The 18,657-nt window shown below is 62.4% G+C and carries 18 protein-coding genes; 13 read left to right on the forward strand and 5 right to left on the reverse strand.

All coding sequences use genetic code 11. The features are described from left to right. Positions 1-203 precede the first annotated feature (203 nt). Entirely contained in the window at positions 204-2,129 is a 1,926-nt protein-coding gene (locus GX515_10745) for a methyl-accepting chemotaxis protein (GenBank protein ID HHY33468.1), read from the forward strand. A 413-nt stretch (positions 2,130-2,542) separates the two neighbouring features. Beyond that, positions 2,543-4,477: a DUF2207 domain-containing protein gene (locus tag GX515_10750; GenBank protein HHY33469.1), complete on the forward strand. Its 1,935-nt coding sequence runs from the start codon at positions 2,543-2,545 to the stop codon at positions 4,475-4,477. Between the two features lie 223 nt (positions 4,478-4,700). Here GX515_10750 and GX515_10755 read toward each other — a convergent pair whose 3' ends face one another. Next, on the reverse strand, positions 4,701-5,417 hold the full coding sequence (locus tag GX515_10755) for an HAD family hydrolase (protein ID HHY33470.1): 717 nt from the start codon (positions 5,415-5,417) through the stop codon (positions 4,701-4,703). Between the two features lie 288 nt (positions 5,418-5,705). Between GX515_10755 and GX515_10760 the strand changes: the two genes are divergently transcribed. After that, complete coding sequence (locus GX515_10760) at positions 5,706-5,984, forward strand: hypothetical protein (GenBank protein ID HHY33471.1); 279 nt, start codon at positions 5,706-5,708, stop codon at positions 5,982-5,984. A 16-nt stretch (positions 5,985-6,000) separates the two neighbouring features. Here GX515_10760 and dat read toward each other — a convergent pair whose 3' ends face one another. Beyond that, positions 6,001-6,873, reverse strand: a complete 873-nt coding sequence (gene dat / locus GX515_10765) for a D-amino-acid transaminase (protein HHY33472.1) — start codon at positions 6,871-6,873, stop codon at positions 6,001-6,003. A gap of 199 nt (positions 6,874-7,072) precedes the next feature. On the opposite strand from dat, the gene GX515_10770 reads away from it, so the two are divergent. The 3 genes from GX515_10770 to atpE (GX515_10780) all read left to right on the forward strand — a co-directional run bounded on the left by GX515_10770 (position 7,073) and on the right by atpE (GX515_10780) (position 8,800). Next, positions 7,073-7,462 carry a hypothetical protein gene (locus GX515_10770; protein ID HHY33473.1) on the forward strand — a complete coding sequence of 130 codons (390 nt, stop codon included), beginning with the start codon at positions 7,073-7,075 and terminating at the stop codon, positions 7,460-7,462. A 78-nt stretch (positions 7,463-7,540) separates the two neighbouring features. After that, the gene (atpB, locus tag GX515_10775; protein ID HHY33474.1) at positions 7,541-8,200 is read left to right on the forward strand and encodes a F0F1 ATP synthase subunit A; all 660 of its coding nucleotides are present in this window, start codon (positions 7,541-7,543) and stop codon (positions 8,198-8,200) included. Positions 8,201-8,206: 6 nt separating this feature from the next. After that, the gene (gene atpE / locus GX515_10780) at positions 8,207-8,800 is read left to right on the forward strand and encodes an ATP synthase F0 subunit C (GenBank protein HHY33475.1); all 594 of its coding nucleotides are present in this window, start codon (positions 8,207-8,209) and stop codon (positions 8,798-8,800) included. A gap of 369 nt (positions 8,801-9,169) precedes the next feature. On the opposite strand, the gene GX515_10785 is transcribed toward atpE (GX515_10780), so the two are convergent. Further along, the gene (locus GX515_10785; GenBank protein HHY33476.1) at positions 9,170-9,400 is read right to left on the reverse strand and encodes a hypothetical protein; all 231 of its coding nucleotides are present in this window, start codon (positions 9,398-9,400) and stop codon (positions 9,170-9,172) included. 105 nt (positions 9,401-9,505) lie between these two features. On the opposite strand from GX515_10785, the gene atpE (GX515_10790) reads away from it, so the two are divergent. The 7 genes from atpE (GX515_10790) (at position 9,506) to atpC (ending at position 15,746) form a co-directional block, all read left to right on the forward strand. After that, the gene (atpE, locus tag GX515_10790) at positions 9,506-9,778 is read left to right on the forward strand and encodes an ATP synthase F0 subunit C (GenBank protein HHY33477.1); all 273 of its coding nucleotides are present in this window, start codon (positions 9,506-9,508) and stop codon (positions 9,776-9,778) included. A gap of 30 nt (positions 9,779-9,808) precedes the next feature. Then, positions 9,809-10,324 carry a F0F1 ATP synthase subunit B gene (gene atpF / locus GX515_10795; GenBank protein ID HHY33478.1) on the forward strand — a complete coding sequence of 172 codons (516 nt, stop codon included), beginning with the start codon at positions 9,809-9,811 and terminating at the stop codon, positions 10,322-10,324. Then, positions 10,321-10,986: an ATP synthase F1 subunit delta gene (gene atpH, locus GX515_10800; protein HHY33479.1), complete on the forward strand. Its 666-nt coding sequence runs from the start codon at positions 10,321-10,323 to the stop codon at positions 10,984-10,986. Before atpF ends, atpH begins: the two co-directional genes overlap by 4 nt. Positions 10,987-10,992: 6 nt before the next feature. Then, positions 10,993-12,579, forward strand: coding sequence for a F0F1 ATP synthase subunit alpha (locus GX515_10805; protein ID HHY33480.1), 1,587 nt, complete (start codon positions 10,993-10,995; stop codon positions 12,577-12,579). A 9-nt stretch (positions 12,580-12,588) separates the two neighbouring features. Then, the gene (atpG, locus tag GX515_10810) at positions 12,589-13,542 is read left to right on the forward strand and encodes an ATP synthase F1 subunit gamma (protein HHY33481.1); all 954 of its coding nucleotides are present in this window, start codon (positions 12,589-12,591) and stop codon (positions 13,540-13,542) included. Between the two features lie 378 nt (positions 13,543-13,920). Further along, positions 13,921-15,381: a F0F1 ATP synthase subunit beta gene (gene atpD, locus GX515_10815; GenBank protein HHY33482.1), complete on the forward strand. Its 1,461-nt coding sequence runs from the start codon at positions 13,921-13,923 to the stop codon at positions 15,379-15,381. 101 nt (positions 15,382-15,482) lie between these two features. Further along, positions 15,483-15,746 (forward strand): ATP synthase F1 subunit epsilon, encoded by a 264-nt coding sequence (gene atpC, locus GX515_10820; protein ID HHY33483.1) that lies wholly within the window; start codon positions 15,483-15,485, stop codon positions 15,744-15,746. Here the strand turns inward: atpC and GX515_10825 are convergent. Together GX515_10825 and GX515_10830 are read right to left on the reverse strand one after the other, a co-directional pair. Further along, positions 15,733-17,499 carry a diguanylate cyclase gene (locus GX515_10825; GenBank protein ID HHY33484.1) on the reverse strand — a complete coding sequence of 589 codons (1,767 nt, stop codon included), beginning with the start codon at positions 17,497-17,499 and terminating at the stop codon, positions 15,733-15,735. The genes atpC and GX515_10825 overlap by 14 nt on opposite strands. A gap of 64 nt (positions 17,500-17,563) precedes the next feature. Continuing rightward, on the reverse strand, positions 17,564-18,613 hold the full coding sequence (locus GX515_10830; protein HHY33485.1) for an AAA family ATPase: 1,050 nt from the start codon (positions 18,611-18,613) through the stop codon (positions 17,564-17,566). Between the last annotated feature and the right edge of the window lie 44 nt (positions 18,614-18,657).

Genomic DNA, 18,657 nt, shown 5'->3' on the forward strand with positions numbered 1-18,657 from the left:
GGCACCGGAACACTCAGGTCTGCGGTGTTCCGTTGGTGCCCGGTACCTCTCCCAAGCTCTTCCGTTCCTCCGGGGTCCCTCCCGAGTCACCTGCGCATGCTTGGGGCGACATCGGTCTAAACGTTTCGTGGAACGTGCCGATATGAACGAAAGGGATTTGCCACGTCGACGCACAAACCATATGTCAAAGAGGAGGTCCCGAAATGCGGACTCAAATGCACTTCCGTTTGGGTTTCAGGATTCTTGCAGGCTACGGCCTACTTCTCCTCCTCATGGCTGTGGTCGGTTTCTTTGGTCTCCGGGGAGTCTCTGGGGTCAACTCCGTGCTCAACGACATGCTCGACCGCGACGTACCGCAGCTGGTGCAGATCGAACGCCTGAGTGGCGCGATAGACAAGTTCGCGCTCGCGCTCCGCGGTTACCTCTTCATGGGCGACCCCAAGCTACGCGAGACCCTGGAGTCCGCCGACGCCGAGATCCAAGAGCTGTTCACTGCGTTGTGCGGCGACACAGGCTCAGGCACAGGTTCACAGGAGTCGGACACTGCCGCCGCTTCGGCACCGAATGGGTCGGAACCTCAAACCGAAAGCGGTCAGGCCCTCGTTGAGATACGCGACGCCTGGGAGAAGTGCAGGAACAGCGTGTTCGGCTTCCTCGACAACGGCCAGCGAGGCGAAGTCATGGCCTACATGACGGACGAGGGCGATGCCGTTGTGGCGAAGGTGCAGAACGACCTTGCTGGCGTCGTCGCAGCCCTGCGAGACCGCACGGCCGCCGCTGAGGAGGCGGCGAAATCCACGGCCGGGACCGTGCAGGTGCGCACCCTTGCAACGTTTGCAGCCTCCATCGTGGTGGGGCTGATCCTGGCCCTCTCCCTTGCCGCAAGCATCGTCCGCCCGACAGCAGCGCTCGCCCGTGTGGCTCAGCAGGTCGCCGCCGGTCATCTTCAGATAGAGGTGCCGGGCATCGGGAGACGTGACGAGGTGGGCGCCACCGCCCGGGCCTTTTCCGAGATGGTAGGAAGCCTGCGGACGGTCGTTGAGGAGCTGCTGGGTCATGCGAAGCAGGTGGCATCCACGGGACAGGAAGTGGCGGCAAGCGCGGATGAGGCTGCAGCTGCCACCGAGCAAGTAGCAGAGACGATAGGGCATGTCGCCAAGGGGGCAGCGGAGCAGAGCACGAGCGCCCAGGCGACGTCCAAAGCGATGAACCAGCTTTCCGCCGCGATAGAACAGATAGCCAAAGGTGCTCAGGAACAGACCGCCTCGGTGAACCAGGCAAATGCCGTGGTCGCGTCGATGGCGAGGCTGATGGAGGGCGTCTCGAGCACGGTGCAGTCTCTCATCTCAGCAGCTGAGAAGAGCCGCATCGCTGCAAACAGCGGTTCGAACGCCGTGAGAGACGTGATCGTGGGCATGGACGACATCCGAAGCCAGGCCGAGGCCGTTGCGTCCAGTATCAAGGAGCTCGGCGCGCATTCGAACGAGATCGGCAAGATCATCGAGGTCATCGACGATATAGCCGAGCAGACCAACCTTCTCGCGTTGAACGCCGCCATCGAGGCAGCCCGCGCAGGCGAGCACGGCAAGGGGTTCGCAGTAGTCGCTGACGAGGTGCGCAAACTCGCCGAGCGTTCCGGCAAGGCGACCAAAGAGATCGCGGGACTCATCGGGACCATGCAGAAGGGCATCGAAACCGCACGAAACGCCACGGACCTCCAAGCGAGCCGGGTGTCCCAGGGGACCGAGCTCGCGGGTCAAGCCGGGGAGGTCCTCCGCGAGATAGACGCGACCATGAAGACCATGAATGCCGAGGTTGAGAAGATCGCCGCTGCCGTCAAGGAGCTGGAGTCGTCCAGCGCCCAGGTAGTGAGGGTTATGGATAACGTGGCCAGCATCACCGAGGAGAATACCGCGGCGACCCAGGAGATGACCGCGTCCGCCAATGAGGTACAGAGGGCCATACAGACCATGGCTGCGGTATCAGAGGAGACGGCTAGCGCGGCGGAGCAGGTGTCTGCCTCTACGGGTCAGATGAGCTCGGCAATAGAGCAAATCGCTTCGTCCGCTCAGGACCTCGCGAAGATGGCGTCGGCCCTGGAGAATCTGGTGGCGAGGTTCAAGGCCTAGTTGAAAGGTCGCAGTGTTCGCCTTTCTCGTGCTGCAAGCGGCTTGAGTAGTGGACCCACATGTTGTGCGTCCCTTGTCCCAACACACGGTCCCATGGACGTGGTGCGTCCATGCGGAACCGTGTGTTTGTCGTATCGGGTGAAAAGAGCGCTCGGACAGCCAGCCGCCAAGCCGCACCGCTCATGTTCTAAGTATGTCGTGGCCTCGGCAAGCTCCCTCCTCGAACGAACGACATGACAGTGTCCTTCAGGCTTCCGCGTGATGGCGCATGCGCAGGTCCGCCCCGGGCAACAGGGTCGCCATGTTTATACAAGGATAATACAGACGATTCGCGAATCATATGTTTTCAGATACTGGCGCGTGCCGACTGGCAGCGGTGACTTTGTCGGTCAGGGAAGAAGGTGGCATCCCCGATGGAGGACGTGGTGACAGGCAAAGGTGGGAACCGATGGCGCGGCGCGGGCCTTACGGGCTCTGCGGCCGCCTTGCTGGCGATCGTGCTGGCTGCATGTGCGGTAGTCTGGCCGTGGCAGACGGTCCAGGCCAAGGAGTTCTCCATATCCCAGGTTGACATCCAAGCGCGAGTTGAAAGCGATGGTTCCCTGGCCGTCCGCGAGCAGCGTACGTTCCGCTTCCAGGGGGAGTTCTCAAGGGTGAGGCAATGGATCCCCCTTTCGAACGGCGTGCGTATCATGGACATTGCCGTGAGCGAAGGGGGCAAGGCGTATTCCCTGACGACAGGCCCGGCCGATGAGCGTGTGCCAGGCACTTACAGGCTGCAGGAGACTCCCGACCACGTGGAGGTCGCGTGGCACTTCAGGGCGAAGGACGAGTCCCGCACGTTCACCCTGGCATACCGCTTGCAGGAAGCAGTCGTGGCTCACAACGATGTGGCCGAGCTCTATTGGAAGTGCATCGGCGACGAATGGGAGGTGGGCGCCTCCGAGGCCAAGGTGACCATCACGTTGCCAGAGGGAGCCAGTAAGCAGGACATAAGGGCATGGGCCCACGGTCCGCTGTGGGGCGCCATATCTATCGAGAGCCCAACCCTCATAACCCTCTCTGTGGCCCCTCTCCCCGCGAAGACGTTCGTCGAGGCGAGAGTGGTGTTTCCGAAAGCCCTCGTCCCCGCAGCCACGCGCACGTCCAGCAGGGACGCACTGCTCTCCATCATGCAGGAGGAAGGCGCCTGGGCGCGTGAGGCCAACATCGCTAGAGAAAGGGCAGCCGCACGCCTGGCCGCCATGCGCCGACTGGGAAGACTCAACGTGTACCTGGCGCCTGCCGTCGCCATCCTTGCGCTCATCCTTTGGTTTGCGTTGATATATAGACGGTACGATCGGGAATTCACCCCGGAGTTCGCCGGAGATTATTACAGGGAACTCCCTGCCACCTACAGCCCTGCGGAGCTGGGGGTTTTGTGGCGCTTCGGCGCGCCCGGCCCGGCCGACTTTGCTGCGACCATCCTGGACCTAGCAAGACGCGGCTACGTCGAGATCGAGGAGCACAGGGCTGAGCGCGAGCGCCCCATCAAGGCGGGCAAGACAGCAGCCCACGTGGAGTACGTCGTCAAGAGAACCGCCAAGGGCAAGGACGACGACATGCTGGAACACGAGAAGGCCCTCTATAATGCCTTGTTTTACACGATCGGGGACACCCAGGCCGTGACGTTCCGTGAGATCGAGGAGTATGCAAGAAAACTGCCTGGTCCCTTCCTCGCGCTGTACAACGACTGGCAGGCGAAAGTGCAGGCCTGCGCGGCCGAGCGCGACGACTTCTTCGACCCGACCGCGGCTACCGGCAGGCTTGCCGGGATCCTCATGGGCATTGCCCTCCTCCTTGCCGGGGCTGGTGCGATCGCCCTCTCCGTTGCGCTCCTGCCCACCGGGATAGCTTGGATCGGCACGGGTATATTGATTGTGATACTGTCCGCGAGGATAAAGAGACGTTCGAAAAGGGGCCAGACGGAGTTCGCCACGTGGCGCGCGTTCCGCAGATTCCTCGTGGATTTCTCCTCTCTGCATGACGCGCCTGTGCCTTCCTTGCGGCTGTGGGAGCACTATCTTGTGTACGCGGTCTCGCTCGGCGTGGCAAGGGAAGTTATCGACCAGCTAAAGATCGTGTTTCCCGAGCTCGCCACCGAAGGCTCTGGTTTGGTCATCGGTCACGGCTGGCTTACCAGCACGGCCGGCAGCGACCTTGCCTCGTGTCTGACAAATCTGACGAGCTCGCTCGAGCACTCGATTCTTACCGCAACGAGCGAGAGCGCGTCCGCGGCAGGCAGAGGCGGAGGGTTCTCGGGCGGCGGAGGGGGCGGCGTTGGAGGAGGAGGCGGAAGCGCTGACTAGGTGAGGTTGCCGCCGCCACGGCACTGGCATCCACACGCGAGCCCGCCGCGTGAGAGAAGGGCAGCCAGTTTGTGACGCAGTGCCCAGGAGGCATGCGCTCGCGCGTCGGGGGCGCGGGAACCTGGTCGGGTCCGGCTCGGGAGCTGGCTCGGGGGCTGAGGTGATGAGGCGAAGACCAACCGCCCTCGTCCTCGTGAGGCTGTCCACAAGACGACCCCGGAGTTCAGAACTTGCCGCGCTCCATGAAGCGCACGAGGTCCTCGAAACTTCCCCGGAAGTCAGGGTGATTCTGCGCCCGCCCGCGGTCGAGAAGGAAGTCCTCCACCAGATACGTTTTCATCCCGAGTGTCCCCGCAACGATGTCTTCCTCCACATCGTTGCCCACCATCAGGCACTCCTGCGGCGTGCGTCCGATGAGCTCGAGGACCTCTCCATAATATTCCCGGTTGGGCTTGCAGAAGTGCATCGTCTCGTACGATGTGACCAACCGGTAGGGAAGCCCGTCCAAACCTCCCCACCTCATCCGCTCCTCGATGGCGATGAGGGGAAACACCGGGTTCGTCGCTATGACCACGTCGAGCCCCCTCGAAAGCAAGGTCTCTATCATGCGGCGCGCCGCTGGATGCGCGCGGACACCCAGCCGGTGCTTGATGAGCGGGAAGTCACGCCGGTAGAAATCGTCAAACACCGGCATGAGAACGCCTTCAGGTATCCCTATCTGCGGGAAGAAGTCCTCGGCGAAAACCTGCTGGTTGGTCTTGGCTGGATCAAGGTTTTTCACCATGGCGTCTGTGGACCTGATGATCTGCGCGACCAGGCGCCTGGGCTCGACCATATCGGCCAGTCTTGTGCTGAGCGCAGCGAAGTATTCGTTGAGGAACGCGTCGAAGTCATAATGAACCAAGGTACCGTCGAGATCAAAGAGCACAGCGCGGACCATCTTATCACCTCACGCGATTGACATGATTCCCCAGGGCCTCCAGCGAGCCGGCGAGGCACCATCGTCGGCGGTCGTTTTTGGGTCGTTCGTGCGATCTCGCGCGGCAGCGGGCCCCCTTCCGCCACAAGACGGCTCGTGCTGAACCGCCTTGGCAGGATTGCGAAGGATTCTCGCCGAATCCCAGTAACAGGTGTCCGAAGGCCCATTCGGGCCTTGCAGATTCGCCTGCGGCGGCAACGACCGTCGGCCTTGTGCCACTTCGATTTGTGTAGGGAGAAGAGGCAGGACATGCCCTGTTTCTATTCCGAGCCCATCGACGTCATATTCGAATCCCGCCCAGGCCCGCCTCAAGCGTTCATTTGGCGGGGCGAGAAACACGTCATAGCCTCCGTCGAGGCCGAATGGCAAGACCACGGCATCGGTACCGTGAACCCCAGGCACGGCAACTGGCGCCTGCGCCGTCACCGAAACTACTACCGCGTCCGGACCGTGGAAGGAAGGGTGTTCGAATTCTACCTGGACCGCGGCGGAAGTAGGCACAGGTGGGTCTTGTACCGGGAGCTTTAGCAGTCCGGCGTGGGGCCTAGGCAGGCTTGGGCGCGTTACCCACAAGCCTTTCGACCTCGGCGGCGTATGCCGACGCAAGCGCACGCGTCACCGGTCCCGGTTTGCCGTCTCCCACCGGCAAGCCGTCCACCCTCACGCACGGAACGACCTCCAGCGTGGTGCTGGTTATGAACACCTCTTCCGCCCGGGTGAGCAGGCTCGGGGCGAAGAAGTCCTCGACCACGGGTATGCCGCTCTCACGCGCAAGCCTCAACACAACGGACCTCGTTATCCCAGAAAGGATCCTCGGGCCCTCCGGAGCCGTGTATATCGTCCCGTCCCTCACAGCGAACACATTGGTGCTGGCCCCTTCGGTGACATACGCGCCATCCCTTATCATGATGGCCTCAAGGGCACCAGCTCGCCTCGCCCTTTCTTTTGCAATGACATTGGCTAGAAGATCCGTGCACTTGATGTCGCACCGAAGCCACCGCTCATCTGGAACGGTTATCACCGGAACACCCAGGAGAAGTCGCTCCGGTGGGGCGGGCCTCGCAGGGCGGACTGTAACAACCAGGGTAGGCTTCGCCGCTTCTGGAAAGGCGTGCCCGCGAGGGGCCCATCCCCGGGTGACCTGCACGTAAAGAACCGCTTCAGGAAGCTCGCTCCTGCGAACCGCCTCGAGCATGACATCCCTGAGCACAGACCTTCCTTCCGGCAGTGACAGCTCGATGGCGCTCGCGCTTCTCTCGAGGCGGCCTAGGTGTTCGTCGAGGGCGAAAGGTGCGGCCCGGTAACACCTGACAACCTCGTAGACGCCGTCGCCGAACTGAAACCCCCGGTCTTCAACGGACACGCGAGCCTCTGCAAGATCCATGAACTCCCCATCGACGTATGCGATCTCAGGCATCGCGAGCGGGTCACCTCCTGGCGGCCTCACGTCGGCCTCATTTCTCTTTCTCCACGGTGGCGGAAATCCCTCCAAGCGGATTCCGCGCTCACCCTCGACACGTCCGGGCCAGTCGCTGCAAGCGCGCCCGGGCTCACGCATACCCGCGTCCGCGGGGCGCGTACACCCCTCATAAAACCGTGTGAATGGAGGACACTACGTGCGTGGGGAAAGCTGCGTGGCGGGAATGAAGGAACTGCGCGATCTCGAGCGGACAATCGCAAAGCGCGCGGCCATCGTCTTGGCCGTCGCCGGGCCGCTCTTGGCGGCAGCAGGTCACCACCGGGTTGCCCTGGGTGGCATCGCTGGAACGCTATTCGGCCTTGCGAGTTTCCATCTGCTTGGCACAGCCATCGGCGACGCGGTCAGCGCGGGGCCCGCCAAGGCACAGACGAAAGCGGGCCTGACATACTTGGCCAGGTACGCCTTGACCGCGGTCATCCTATACTGGGCACTGCGCAATGATATTGGGTTATTCCTTGGCACAGCGGCAGGCATGGTGATGGTCAAATTCGTCATCCTGCTTACAGGGATCCTTGGACCGCTGTAAACGGCTGATGCTTCGAGGACGCGTGCAGGCCGCCCGCCGAACGTGCCCGCCAAGAAGAGAAGAGGAGGATCGCGGGAAATGCCGTTCTTCGCAAGGACATACCATCTCCTAGGCTACGAAATACCCGAGACAGTCATCACCACGTGGGTGATCATGGCTCTGCTCGTCCTTGCCTCGCGTCTCGCGGTGAGCCTCTTGACATCACGCCCGCCAGAGGAACCGCCCTCGGCGAGGAGCCTCGTCCCTGAGCTTCTCTACGAGGCAGTCCAGTGGCTCGTGGACGGCACCATGGGCAAGGAGAACAGGGGCTTCATACCGTACATCGGCACGCTCGCCCTCTTCCTCGTGATGGCCAACCTCACGGGTTTGATCGGTGTCACCCCCCCGACCGCAGACCTCAACACCACGCTCGCCCTCGCTACCATCACCTTTGTGAACATCCAGTACTACTCGATCAAGCGTAAGGGCATCGCGGCGTACCTCAAGGGCTTTTTCGAGCCAGTGGCGTTCCTTGCGCCGCTGAACGTCATCAGCGAGATCGCCCTTCCGTTCTCCATGGCATTCCGCCTCTTCGGCAACATGCTCGGCGGCGCCATCATCATGGGGCTGCTGTATTCGGTCCTGCCAGCGTTCGTGCCCGTCGTTCCCCACATGTACTTCGACATCTTCTCCGGAATCATCCAGACGTTCATCTTCGTTATGCTTACGATGACTTTCATCGGAAGGGCAATGGACTAGAGCAAGATGCACGGCATCTTCGAGGGATTCGGTGTGCTGGACACGTTCGCTTTTCTGGGCAGGCTGGGACTCCAGGACCTGCGGGAAACCGTGGCAGTCGCGGCCGCCCATCCGAGGGCGGCGGTGTTGGCCGCGTCAGCGCTAAGTGCTGGTATAGCGATGGCCTCCGGGCTCGGACCCGGGATCGGCCAGGGTTACGCTGCAGGTGAAGCCGCGGATGCGGTGGGGCGTAACCCCGCGAGACGGTCTGACATCACGCTGGTAATGCTCCTGGGACAGGCCGTGGCTGAGACTTCCGGGATCTTCTCGCTTGTAATCGCGCTTCTCCTTCTTTTCGCGAATCCTCTCGTGACGCATGCGGGCCCGCCGCTCACCCGGGCATCGGCAACCCTTGGCGCCGGGCTCGCCATGCTCGCCGGAATAGGACCTGGTATCGGTCAGGGATACGCTGCGGGCAAAGGAGCGGAGACAGTTGGACGACGTCCGGACCTGCGGATAGACATAACCCGGACGATGCTCCTTGGCCAAGCGATCTCTCAGACCACGGGCCTGTATGGCCTCGTGATCGCCCTCGTGCTCATGTTCGCGCCACCTTTTTAGGGGCCCGGCCCCGGCCGACTGTGCGCGATGGGATGCAAGGTGACGGTGACGCGAGAGAGGATGAAAGCGCGCCCTACGACAAGCGAGAGCGCGCTAGTCACGCCCCATTTCCGGCATGCGCCTCGGTCACCGGCGCCTTTGTCGGCCGTGTAGACCGCCACAAGTTCACGCCACTCTTCAGTATCGAAGCCCTGGCCGAGACAATGGTATAGGCCTTGCCCTCCGGGCATGCCGACGGTACGCCTGCAGAGCGCCTTGCTCGAATTCGGCGCGCACCCTGACCAAATCCCGAAGGCTCCGTCGCGCAAGCACCGGCAACTCCTCGCGGAGGCCGGAGGAGACCCCTCCGAACTGCACGAACCCGCCGGGTTAGGCCTGGCGCACCCGAGACTCCCTGGACTCTCTAGGCAAGAGCTGGTTCAGGATGATGCCCACAATAGCCGCCAGGCCGATCCCGCCAAACTGCAGGTTCCCCCAGATCTTGATCATCGCGCCGCCGATCCCTATCACCAGCATCACGCTGGCGATTATGAGGTTCCTGGGCTGCTTCATGTCCACCTGGTTCTCAACGACCGTCCTCACGCCTATGGCCGCTATCATCCCGAAGAGCACGATGGATATCCCGCCCCCTGTGTCCCTTGCGATCTTGCGCGATTACAAAGCCCGAAGACTGGACAAAGTAAACAAAGGGAAGGGGGATCTCTCATGGATTCAACTCTTGCAGCAAGAGCGCTAGTACTTGCCGCGTCCGCCATCGGCGCCGGGATCGCCATGATAGCAGGCATCGGCCCTGGTGTCGGACAAGGGTTTGCTGCCGGAAAGGGCGCAGAGGCCGTGGGCAGGCAGCCGGAGGCCCAGGGCGAGATCATCAGGACGATGCTTCTCGGAGCGGCCATCGCGGAGACCACCGGAATATACGCCCTTGTGATCGCCCTTATTCTCCTCTTCGCCAACCCGTTCCTCAGGCTGCTTGGTTGATTCTCATAGGCCGACATCTCAGGAGGTCCTATGCGCCTCGATTATACGTACGTTTTTCAGATACTGAATTTCATAGTCTTGTTCCTCCTTCTTCGCCGGTACTTGTTTGGTCCGGTCAAGGCGTATCTTGACCGGCGAGAGCAGTATATCCGAGACCGCATATCGGCGGCAGAGAACGACAGGAACCACGCCGCGAAGCTCAGGGAAGAGCTTCAGACTGATCTCGCCCGCGCCCGGGCTAAGGCGGGAGAGATCGTGGAGCAGGCCAGGCGCGCGTCTGAGCAAATCAAGGCCGAGGCCCGCAGGATGGCTGCGGAGGAAGCGGCACGCATCATGACACGCGCCCGCGAAGAGGCAGCCCGCCAAAAGGAGCAAGCCCTTCAAGAGATCCGTCGACAGGCGGTGGACATCTCCGTCGCCGTCGCCTCAAAGGTCATCCGCAGCGTTCTCGACCGGGAGGCGTTGCGGCGGGAGGCATCCGCGGCCGCCCGGGATATCCTTGAGGCAACGCCGCGAACCAACGTTCACGGGGGTACAGCCTCATGACGTCCCTCGACCCGGCCACGCTCGCGAGGGCTCTTCTCTCGGTCGCCAGGGAGCAGCATGTGGAGCCCCAAACCGTTGCAGGGGAGCTTGCAGAGGTCGCCAACGTCCTCGCGTCGGTGCCGCTCCTAAGAAGGACGCTCGGCGATCCGGGCATCCCAGCCGACGAGCGGCGATCTATTGTATCGGACGTCCTGGGTGACATCCTCTCGCCTGTTACGCTCGGCCTTCTCGACCTCCTCATAGACGAGAACCAGGTGAACGCGGTCGGCACCGTGGTCAACACATACCAGAGGCTTCTCGATGAGGACAGAGGCGTGGTGCGTGCTCACGTGACCAGTGCCGTCAAGCTTTCGCCCGCCGATGTGGAAACGCTGCGCGCAGGGCTGGCCGAAAAACTCGGCGGGAACGTCATCATCGAGCAGGAGGTTGATCCTGGGATTCTGGGAGGCCTGATAGTGCGGGTTGGAGACGCCGTGTTCGACGGCAGCCTTGCCGCTCGCCTCCGTAAAGTGCGCGAGGAACTCGAGACGACCGCTCCTGTGACGACGGGCGAAACGCCCGCTCACCCCCAGACTGACTCGTCTTGCGGCGCAGCCGCGACAACGTCTGCAACCGGCGACCCGCCGCCTGCGGGGCCGTCCAGCGCTCCTTCCGGGGAGTGAACGCTCTTGGACCTCTCGCCTGAAGCTGTAGCAGCGGCCATCAGGGCCCGCCTTGCCATGACACGTCCTGGAATCGACGTGTATACCCAGGGGACCGTCATCGAGGTGGGTGACGGGATCGCACGTCTCTCCGGGCTTCGGGGTGCCATGATGGGCGAGCTGGTGGAGTTCCCCGACGGAGTGTTCGGGATAATCCTCAATCTCGAGGAGGACACAGTAGGGGTCGCGCTGCTGGGGTCTGACGTGGACGTTAAGGAGGGCGACATCGTGCGCGGCACCGGTCGCGTGATCGACGTGCCCGCCGGAAGCGCGGTGGTTGGGAGGGTGGTGAATGCCCTGGGAATTCCGATTGATGGGAAGGGCCCTATCGACGACTCGACAAGGCGGCCGATAGAGCATCCCGCGCCGGGTATCGCCATGCGCGCCCCCGTGTCAGAGCCCCTTCAGACGGGGCTTATCGCCATCGACTCCATGATCCCCATCGGGCGAGGCCAGCGCGAGCTCATCATCGGCGATAGGCAGACAGGAAAGACCGCCATCGCCGTCGACACCATCCTGAACCAGAGGGGCAAGGACGTCACGTGCGTGTACGTGGCGATCGGGCAAAAACGCTCCACGATTGCAAAACTCGTGAAGCTCTTCGAGGAGGAGGGCGCTATGGACTACACGGTCGTGGTCGCGGCTTCCGCGAGCGAGCTTGCGCCCCTCCAATACATAGCGCCGTATGCCGGTTGCGCGATGGCCGAGGAGTTCATGTACACGGGCCGCCACGCGCTCATCGTGTACGACGACCTGTCCAAGCATGCCATCGCGTACAGGGCCACATCCCTCCTGCTCAGGCGACCTCCGGGCCGTGAGGCCTTCCCGGGGGATGTCTTCTACCTCCACTCGCGGCTGCTGGAGCGCTCCGCAAAACTCGCGCCGGAGCTCGGCGGTGGCTCCATGACGGCGATCCCCATAGTCGAGACGCTCGCAGGGGACGTGTCGGCGTACATACCGACCAATGTGATCTCCATAACCGACGGGCAAATATACCTTGAGAGTGAGCTCTTTTTCTCGGGGGTGAGGCCCGCGGTCAACGTGGGGCTTTCCGTGTCGCGCGTCGGAGGCGAGGCGCAGATACCCGCGATGAAGAAGATCGCGGGCAGGATGCGGCTGGACCTCGCGCAGTACCGGGAGCTCGCTGAGTTCGCCCAATTCGGCACTGAGCTCGATCCCGAGACCAGCGCGAGGCTGGAGAAGGGCAAGCGGATCGTGGAGATCCTGAAGCAGCCTCAGTACCAGCCGATGCCGGTGGAAGATCAGGTCATGCTCATTTTCGCGGTGGTGCGCCGCCACCTGGACGACATTCCGGTGGAAGCCATAGCGTCTTTCAAAACGCAGTTCATCGATTACATGCACCAGGTCTATCCCGAGGTACCCCAGGCCATCGCCGCAGGAAAGGACCTCGACGAGGATCTCGAGAGGCGTCTCGCGTCTGCGATACGCGATTTCAAGGAAGTATTCTCGCCCACGGGCGTGCGAGGGCCTGTCGAGACCTCCCCGAGGAAGGCGCAAGGCGGCATAGAAAGCCAAGTCATCGAAGGAGCGTGACGGGTTCAGATGGAAGAGCTTCGCGACATTCGCCGGAGGATACGCAGCGTCAGAAGCGCCCAGCAGATCACCCGCGCGATGTCTTTAGTGGCTTCCACGAGGCTGCGCAAGGCCGAGAGGCTCGTGGAACCCGCTCGCGCGTACGCCGAGGCTCTCCATCGGGTCGTCGCCGACATCGCCGCGAGGACCCCATCATGGGCCCACCCACTTCTGAAACCCAGGGAGGGCTTGACCTGCGGCTGCCTCGTGATAACCTGCGACAGAGGGCTCGCAGGCGCCTATAACGCTGAGATCCTGCGGCAAGCGACCCACCTCATCAAATCTGGTGCCGCCGGCTCGGCCCGCGTCAACGTCGTCGCTGTGGGCAAGAAAGGGCGGGATTTCTTCCGAAAACATGGCCCCCGACCAGCAAGGGAGTACCATCACCCCGACGCGCCCGACGAGACGCTCGCGCAGCGCATCGCGCATGACTTACTTGCGGATTACCTCGAAGGCCGCGTGGACGCCGTTAAGATGGTATTCGCGAGGTTTGTGTCCCGAGGTTCGTATCGCCCCGAAACGCTGCAGCTGTTGCCACTTGAAGGTGAGGAGGACAGGGGCGTTTGCCCCAGCGGCGAACGTGATGTCGGCATACCAGGCGCTCCGGATGACGCGGGCCGCGGCCCCGAGGGTGCCGCCGGCGAGAGGGAGCCGGGCCGCCCTTACCTGCCCTTCTCGTATGAGCCCTCGCCTGAGTCCGTGCTCGACAGGCTCTTCCCTCACTACCTTACATCGGTGGTGTACATGGCGCTTGTGGAGTCGAAGGCGAGCGAGCTAGCAGCGAGAACGGTCGCCATGGATTCGGCAACCGACAATGCCGGAGAGCTCATCGAGAGGCTCACGCTCACTTACAACCGCGCGCGGCAAGCCGAGATCACTCAGGAGATCTCGGAGATCGCAAGCGGCGCGGAGAGCCTCCGTTGAGCACGCAAACGCATGCGTCGCGCGCGAGCGCGTGCCTCGCTCGGTCGCCCGACGCGCTCGAGGCGTAGGCTCAGCGTGCCGCCCACTCCGGGACGTCGGGGAGGGGAGCCGGCAACCAAGCCCGGTGCCATGGGTCTTCGTCTCCTTTCTTGTCTTGAGGCTTGAGGACGGCTGGGTTGGCGGTGTTTGCACGACGGGGTGTCTGGAACCTGGCGAGGCTGCACGCCGAATTCGGACGCTTTGCGCCGCAAGCGTGTCGTCGCTGGGGCCGGGGACCAAGGCCGGCGACCCCGGGTGGGACGTCGGCGCTGAATACCGGCGCCAATTCGTGATGATCGAGGAGTCGTGAGAAGATTGGCGGCCATCCCAAACGCACAAATCGAAAACGAGCGCCGCGACGGGGCGGGGCACGCGAAGGGGCGCGTGGTGCAGATAATCGGTCCGGTGGTGGACGTCGAGTTTCCCGAGAACGACATCCCGGAGATATATACCGCCCTCACCATTGTCGGGCCCCCGCGCCGCGCTCCTGAGAGCGGACCCTATGATGAGGCACCCGGCGAACCTGCCCGCGTGACGCTTGAGGTGATGCACCACATAGGCAGGGGCCGTGTCCGCGCCATCGCGATGTCCTCCACGGAGGGCCTCACCAGGGACATGGAGGTCATCAATACCGGCTCACCAATGAAAGTGCCCGTCGGCCGGGGAACCCTGGGCCGGGCTTTCAACGTCCTCGGGGAGCCGATAGACGGCCTTGGCCCGCTCGACAACGTGGAACTCTGGCCGATTCACCGGCCGTCCCCCGAGCTGACCGAACAATGGACCGGCAACGAGATCCTCGAAACCGGGATCAAGGTCATCGACCTGCTCGCGCCGTATCCCCGAGGCGGCAAGGTTGGTCTTTTCGGAGGAGCGGGCGTCGGGAAGACCGTGCTCATCATGGAGCTCATTCGCAGCGTCGCGGTGGAGCACGGAGGCTTCTCGGTGTTCGCCGGCATCGGCGAGCGCACCCGCGAAGGAAACGACCTCTGGCTGCAAATGAAGGCATCTGGGATCCTCGAGAAGACAGCGCTCGTGTTCGGCCAGATGAACGAGCCGCCGGGCGCGCGCTTTCGCGTGGGTCTCGCGGGGCTCACCATGGCGGAGTATTTCAGGGATGTGGAAGGCCAGGACGTGCTTCTCTTCATAGACAACATATTCCGTTACATCCAAGCCGGTGGAGAAATCTCGGCGCTGCTCGGCAGGATGCCCGCCGCAGTCGGGTACCAACCCACCCTCGCGGTCGAGGTCGGCATGCTCGAGGAGAGGATCACCTCGACGGCCCGCGGCTCCATAACGTCGGTGCAGGCCATATTCGTGCCCGCGGACGATATCACCGACCCGGCACCAGCCACGGCGTTCGCCCACTTGGACGCCACAACCGTGCTGTCCAGAGACATCGCCGAGCTCGGGCTGTATCCAGCGGTGGACCCTCTTGACTCGACATCGCGCATGCTGGACCCCCGCATCGTTGGCGACGAGCACTACGAGGTCGCCCGCGGTGTACAGGCCGTGCTCCAGCGTTACAGAGAGCTCAAGGACATCATAGCCATCCTCGGAATAGATGAGCTCTCAGACGAGGACAGGCTCGTCGTGAGCCGCGCTCGAAAAGTGCAAAGGTTCCTCACCCAACCGCTTTTCGTCGCGGAAGCGTTCACCGGGGAGCCGGGACGCTATGTTCCCATCCAGGAGACAGTGGAAGGTTTCGGGCGGATCATCCGGGGCGAGGTCGACGACCTTCCCGAGCAAGCCTTTTACATGGTCGGAACGCTGGACGAGGCGGTGAAACGCGCCAAATCGTGAAGGCAGGGGCACGTGAACGCAGGGCCGTGAGCGCGCGGCCCCGAGCCGACACGAAGGCACGGGACTGACCGCTCCTAGAGTGTCCTCATCGGGGTGACATGATGAGCCACTTCACATTGCGCGTTCTCACGCGCCGGAGAATAATCCTGGAGGCCAAGGCGGCCGCGGTCTTGATCCCGGGGTCGGAAGGTGACTTCGAGGTTCTCGGGAACCACGCCCCGCTCGTGACGGCGCTTCGCCCGGGGCAACTCACCGCGGCATGCCAGGATGGGAGGAAGCAGGTTGCAGTCCATGGGGGGTTCGCGATCGTGACGCCCGACCGCGTCGACATCCTCGCGGACGAGGCGCATCTTAAGCCTGGATGACGCGGTTGCGGCCTTCCCTCTTTCCACGGTAGCACGCCATGTCCGCGAGGTATATGAGCTCCTTTTGGGTCCTCGCGTCCACGGGATAGGTGGCCACCCCCACCGTGACGGTGATCTTGCCGCTCGGTATCTGGTCCTCGTTGGGGAACGGATACGCCTCTATCCGCGCCCGGATCTTCTCGGCCACCTTGAACGCCTGCGGTTTATGAGCCTCAAGGAGTATGACCACGAACTCCTCTCCGCCGTACCTCGCCACAATGTCGGTTGACCGCACTGACCTCGTGATGAGCCTGGCCACGGCCTTGAGCGCTCCGTCACCCGCCGGATGGCCCAGCACGTCATTGTATTGCTTGAAGTCGTCAATGTCGATCATCAACAGGGAGAGGTATCGCCCGTAGCGCTCGCACCTCGCGAGCTCCTCGGCAAGCCTCTCCTGAAAGTGCCTGTGGTTAAACAGCCCGGTCACGGAATCCGTGATGGCGAGCCTCTCCGCTATCTGGTGCAGCCTTGTCATCTCCGCCAGCTGTCTGTCCAGCTTGGAGTTGGCCCTTCTCAGCTCTGCCTCGCTCTTCTCGAGCAACTCGTTCTTCACCTTGAGTTCCCGATACAGCCTCGCGTTTTCTAGGGAGATGGCCGCCTGCGTGGCGATAGTGCTCATTATCCGCACGTCATCTTCGTCGAACCGCCGCGTATAGCTCTGAACGGACATGACCCCTATGACCCTTTTCTGAACTAGAAGTGGCACTGCAATGACGGACAGCGGCCTGTCACCTAGAGTGATGGCCTCCGCAGGCACCTGCCCCATGTCTTTGGATGAGTCCTTGATGAAAAGCGGGCTACCGGACTTGATGACCCATTCGGTGATGCCTTTGCCCGTGGGGTACGGCCGTGTAAAACTCGCAACCCGCACCCCATGGTCCACGAGCATCTCGAACCTGATCTGGGAAGCCTGTTCATCGAAGAGAGCCACGAAGAACGACTCATTGCCCATTATCTCAGCCACTTGTTCGTACATGACCTCGAGGAGCGCGGGAAGGTCGAGCACGGAGGTGGTTGCCACTCCTACTCTGTACACCGTCATCATCTCGGCGGCGGACCGGCGGGCCTCCTCGGTCTGGCGCCTCAGCTCTTCCTCCAGCCGCTTCCTCTGGCTCATATCGCGAACCACGCCCTGAACTGCCACAGGAGCGCCTTCCCTCTGGACGACGCTCATGTTGACCTGGCAGTACACGGACCTGCCGTCGGCGCCAGCAAGCTCCACATCAAGCATCTGACGCGCACGGGACACGCCGCCTGGCGCGAGGGCAGCCGCAACTTCCTCGCGGCTGCCCCCGGTGATCAACTCGAGGATTTTGCGCCCCACGAGCTGTTGGCCGTTGTACCCGAGCATCGCAGCAAGGGGCTCGTTCACAAACGTGATGGTGCCGTCGAGGTCCGCCACGAACATCCCGTCGCTGGCGTTCTCGATGAGCTCACGGTACTTGGCCTCCGACTCCGAAAGCTCCCTGATGGTGGCTCTCACCTTTCTGCTGAGAGCCTTGTTGGCAACGATCATGGCTAGCACCGCGAGGATGAGCGCCCCGACGACCGTGAAAGCCATGAGATGGATCATCGGCGTTCCGTCGTGGGTCGGAAGGACCGGGCTTTCCGCCGGCAAAGCGAAAACGGCGCCGAAGGCGGCGACGCCTCCACTCGCCTCACTGAACAGGCGGCTCAATCCGTGCACCCACCACATGGATGACCCGGGCCTCACCGTCACCGCTACCTCCCCCGTGGCCTCCGAAGCGCCCGAATCCTCGCGGACGCAAGCTGCCGCGTTATTCTGCAGGGAGCCTGCCGGTCTGCCTGAGATGATCGAAGAAGGATTCCTGGTCGACGAATACCTTTGTGCAGTGGAATTTCAGGAACGGGCTGACACGCTCCTTGAAGATGGCGTAAACCTCTTTATTATTGGTGGAGCCATAGATGATCTCGCAAAGCACGCCGGGAGACGTCTTGTCAGTCGGGTAGTATACGACAACCATGTCGCTCTGGTCAATCAGAGTGTAGTCGCGGATGACGGTCTGGTCAGCTATCTCGCCCCTCTCCGACGGCGTGATCCCGAATTCGGGGCCTATCTCGGAGAGATCGTAGCTCTTGGAGTCGTCTCTTCCAGCCCCGTATGAGAGCTCGGTGTCCTCTACGGCAAGGGGGTCGAAAACCTCGAAGTGCTCCCTCAGCTTGTCACGAAACTCCCTGACTTCGCGCATCTTCTCGGCGTCATTGTGCATCAAGGTTATCGGAAAGCTCAGGTACACCTTGGGGATCTCCGGCCTGAACATCAGGTTATACATGGTGCTCGGCGGCTGCCCCACCGCCACCACATAATGCGGCTTCCGCTGATAAGAAGCCATCATCTTGGTGACGAAGATCTCCTCGTCCCGCCAGATGAGGATATCTTTAAGCGAGAGCCGGCCCCTCCAAACCGGCGATTCATCGAGCCTTTTCGACACGTTCAGAACGCTGTCGATGATCGTCACGTAGAGGTCTGGTTTGAGCTCATTGAGGTAATGAACGTCAAAAGCAGGCATGAGATAGTTCTTCCAGCGAAAACAGCCATGGGTGGAAATGATGCAGTCCTCGACCTTCTCGGCTTTCTTGAGGATCTCCTCGAAGACCGCTGCTCGCAGCGACCTCAGCGTGGACGGAGAGAGATCCAGAATCTTCTCGGGACTCGTGGGGCTCTCCAGTTCATCGGCCTTTTTGAACATCAGGTCACCCACGTTGAAAAGGTGCACCTTCCTGCCGAGCGCCTCCGAGGCGGCAAGCGCGCTCTTGAGGTAATCAAGCTTTCCAGAACCGCTTGTGCCGGTGCAGATCACCTTCACCCGAACCCCTCCTCGCCAGAATCTTCGACGCCGCGACCATACAC

The organism is Bacillota bacterium (genome assembly GCA_012842395.1).
Classification (GTDB): Bacteria; Bacillota; SHA-98; order UBA4971; family UBA4971; genus UBA6256.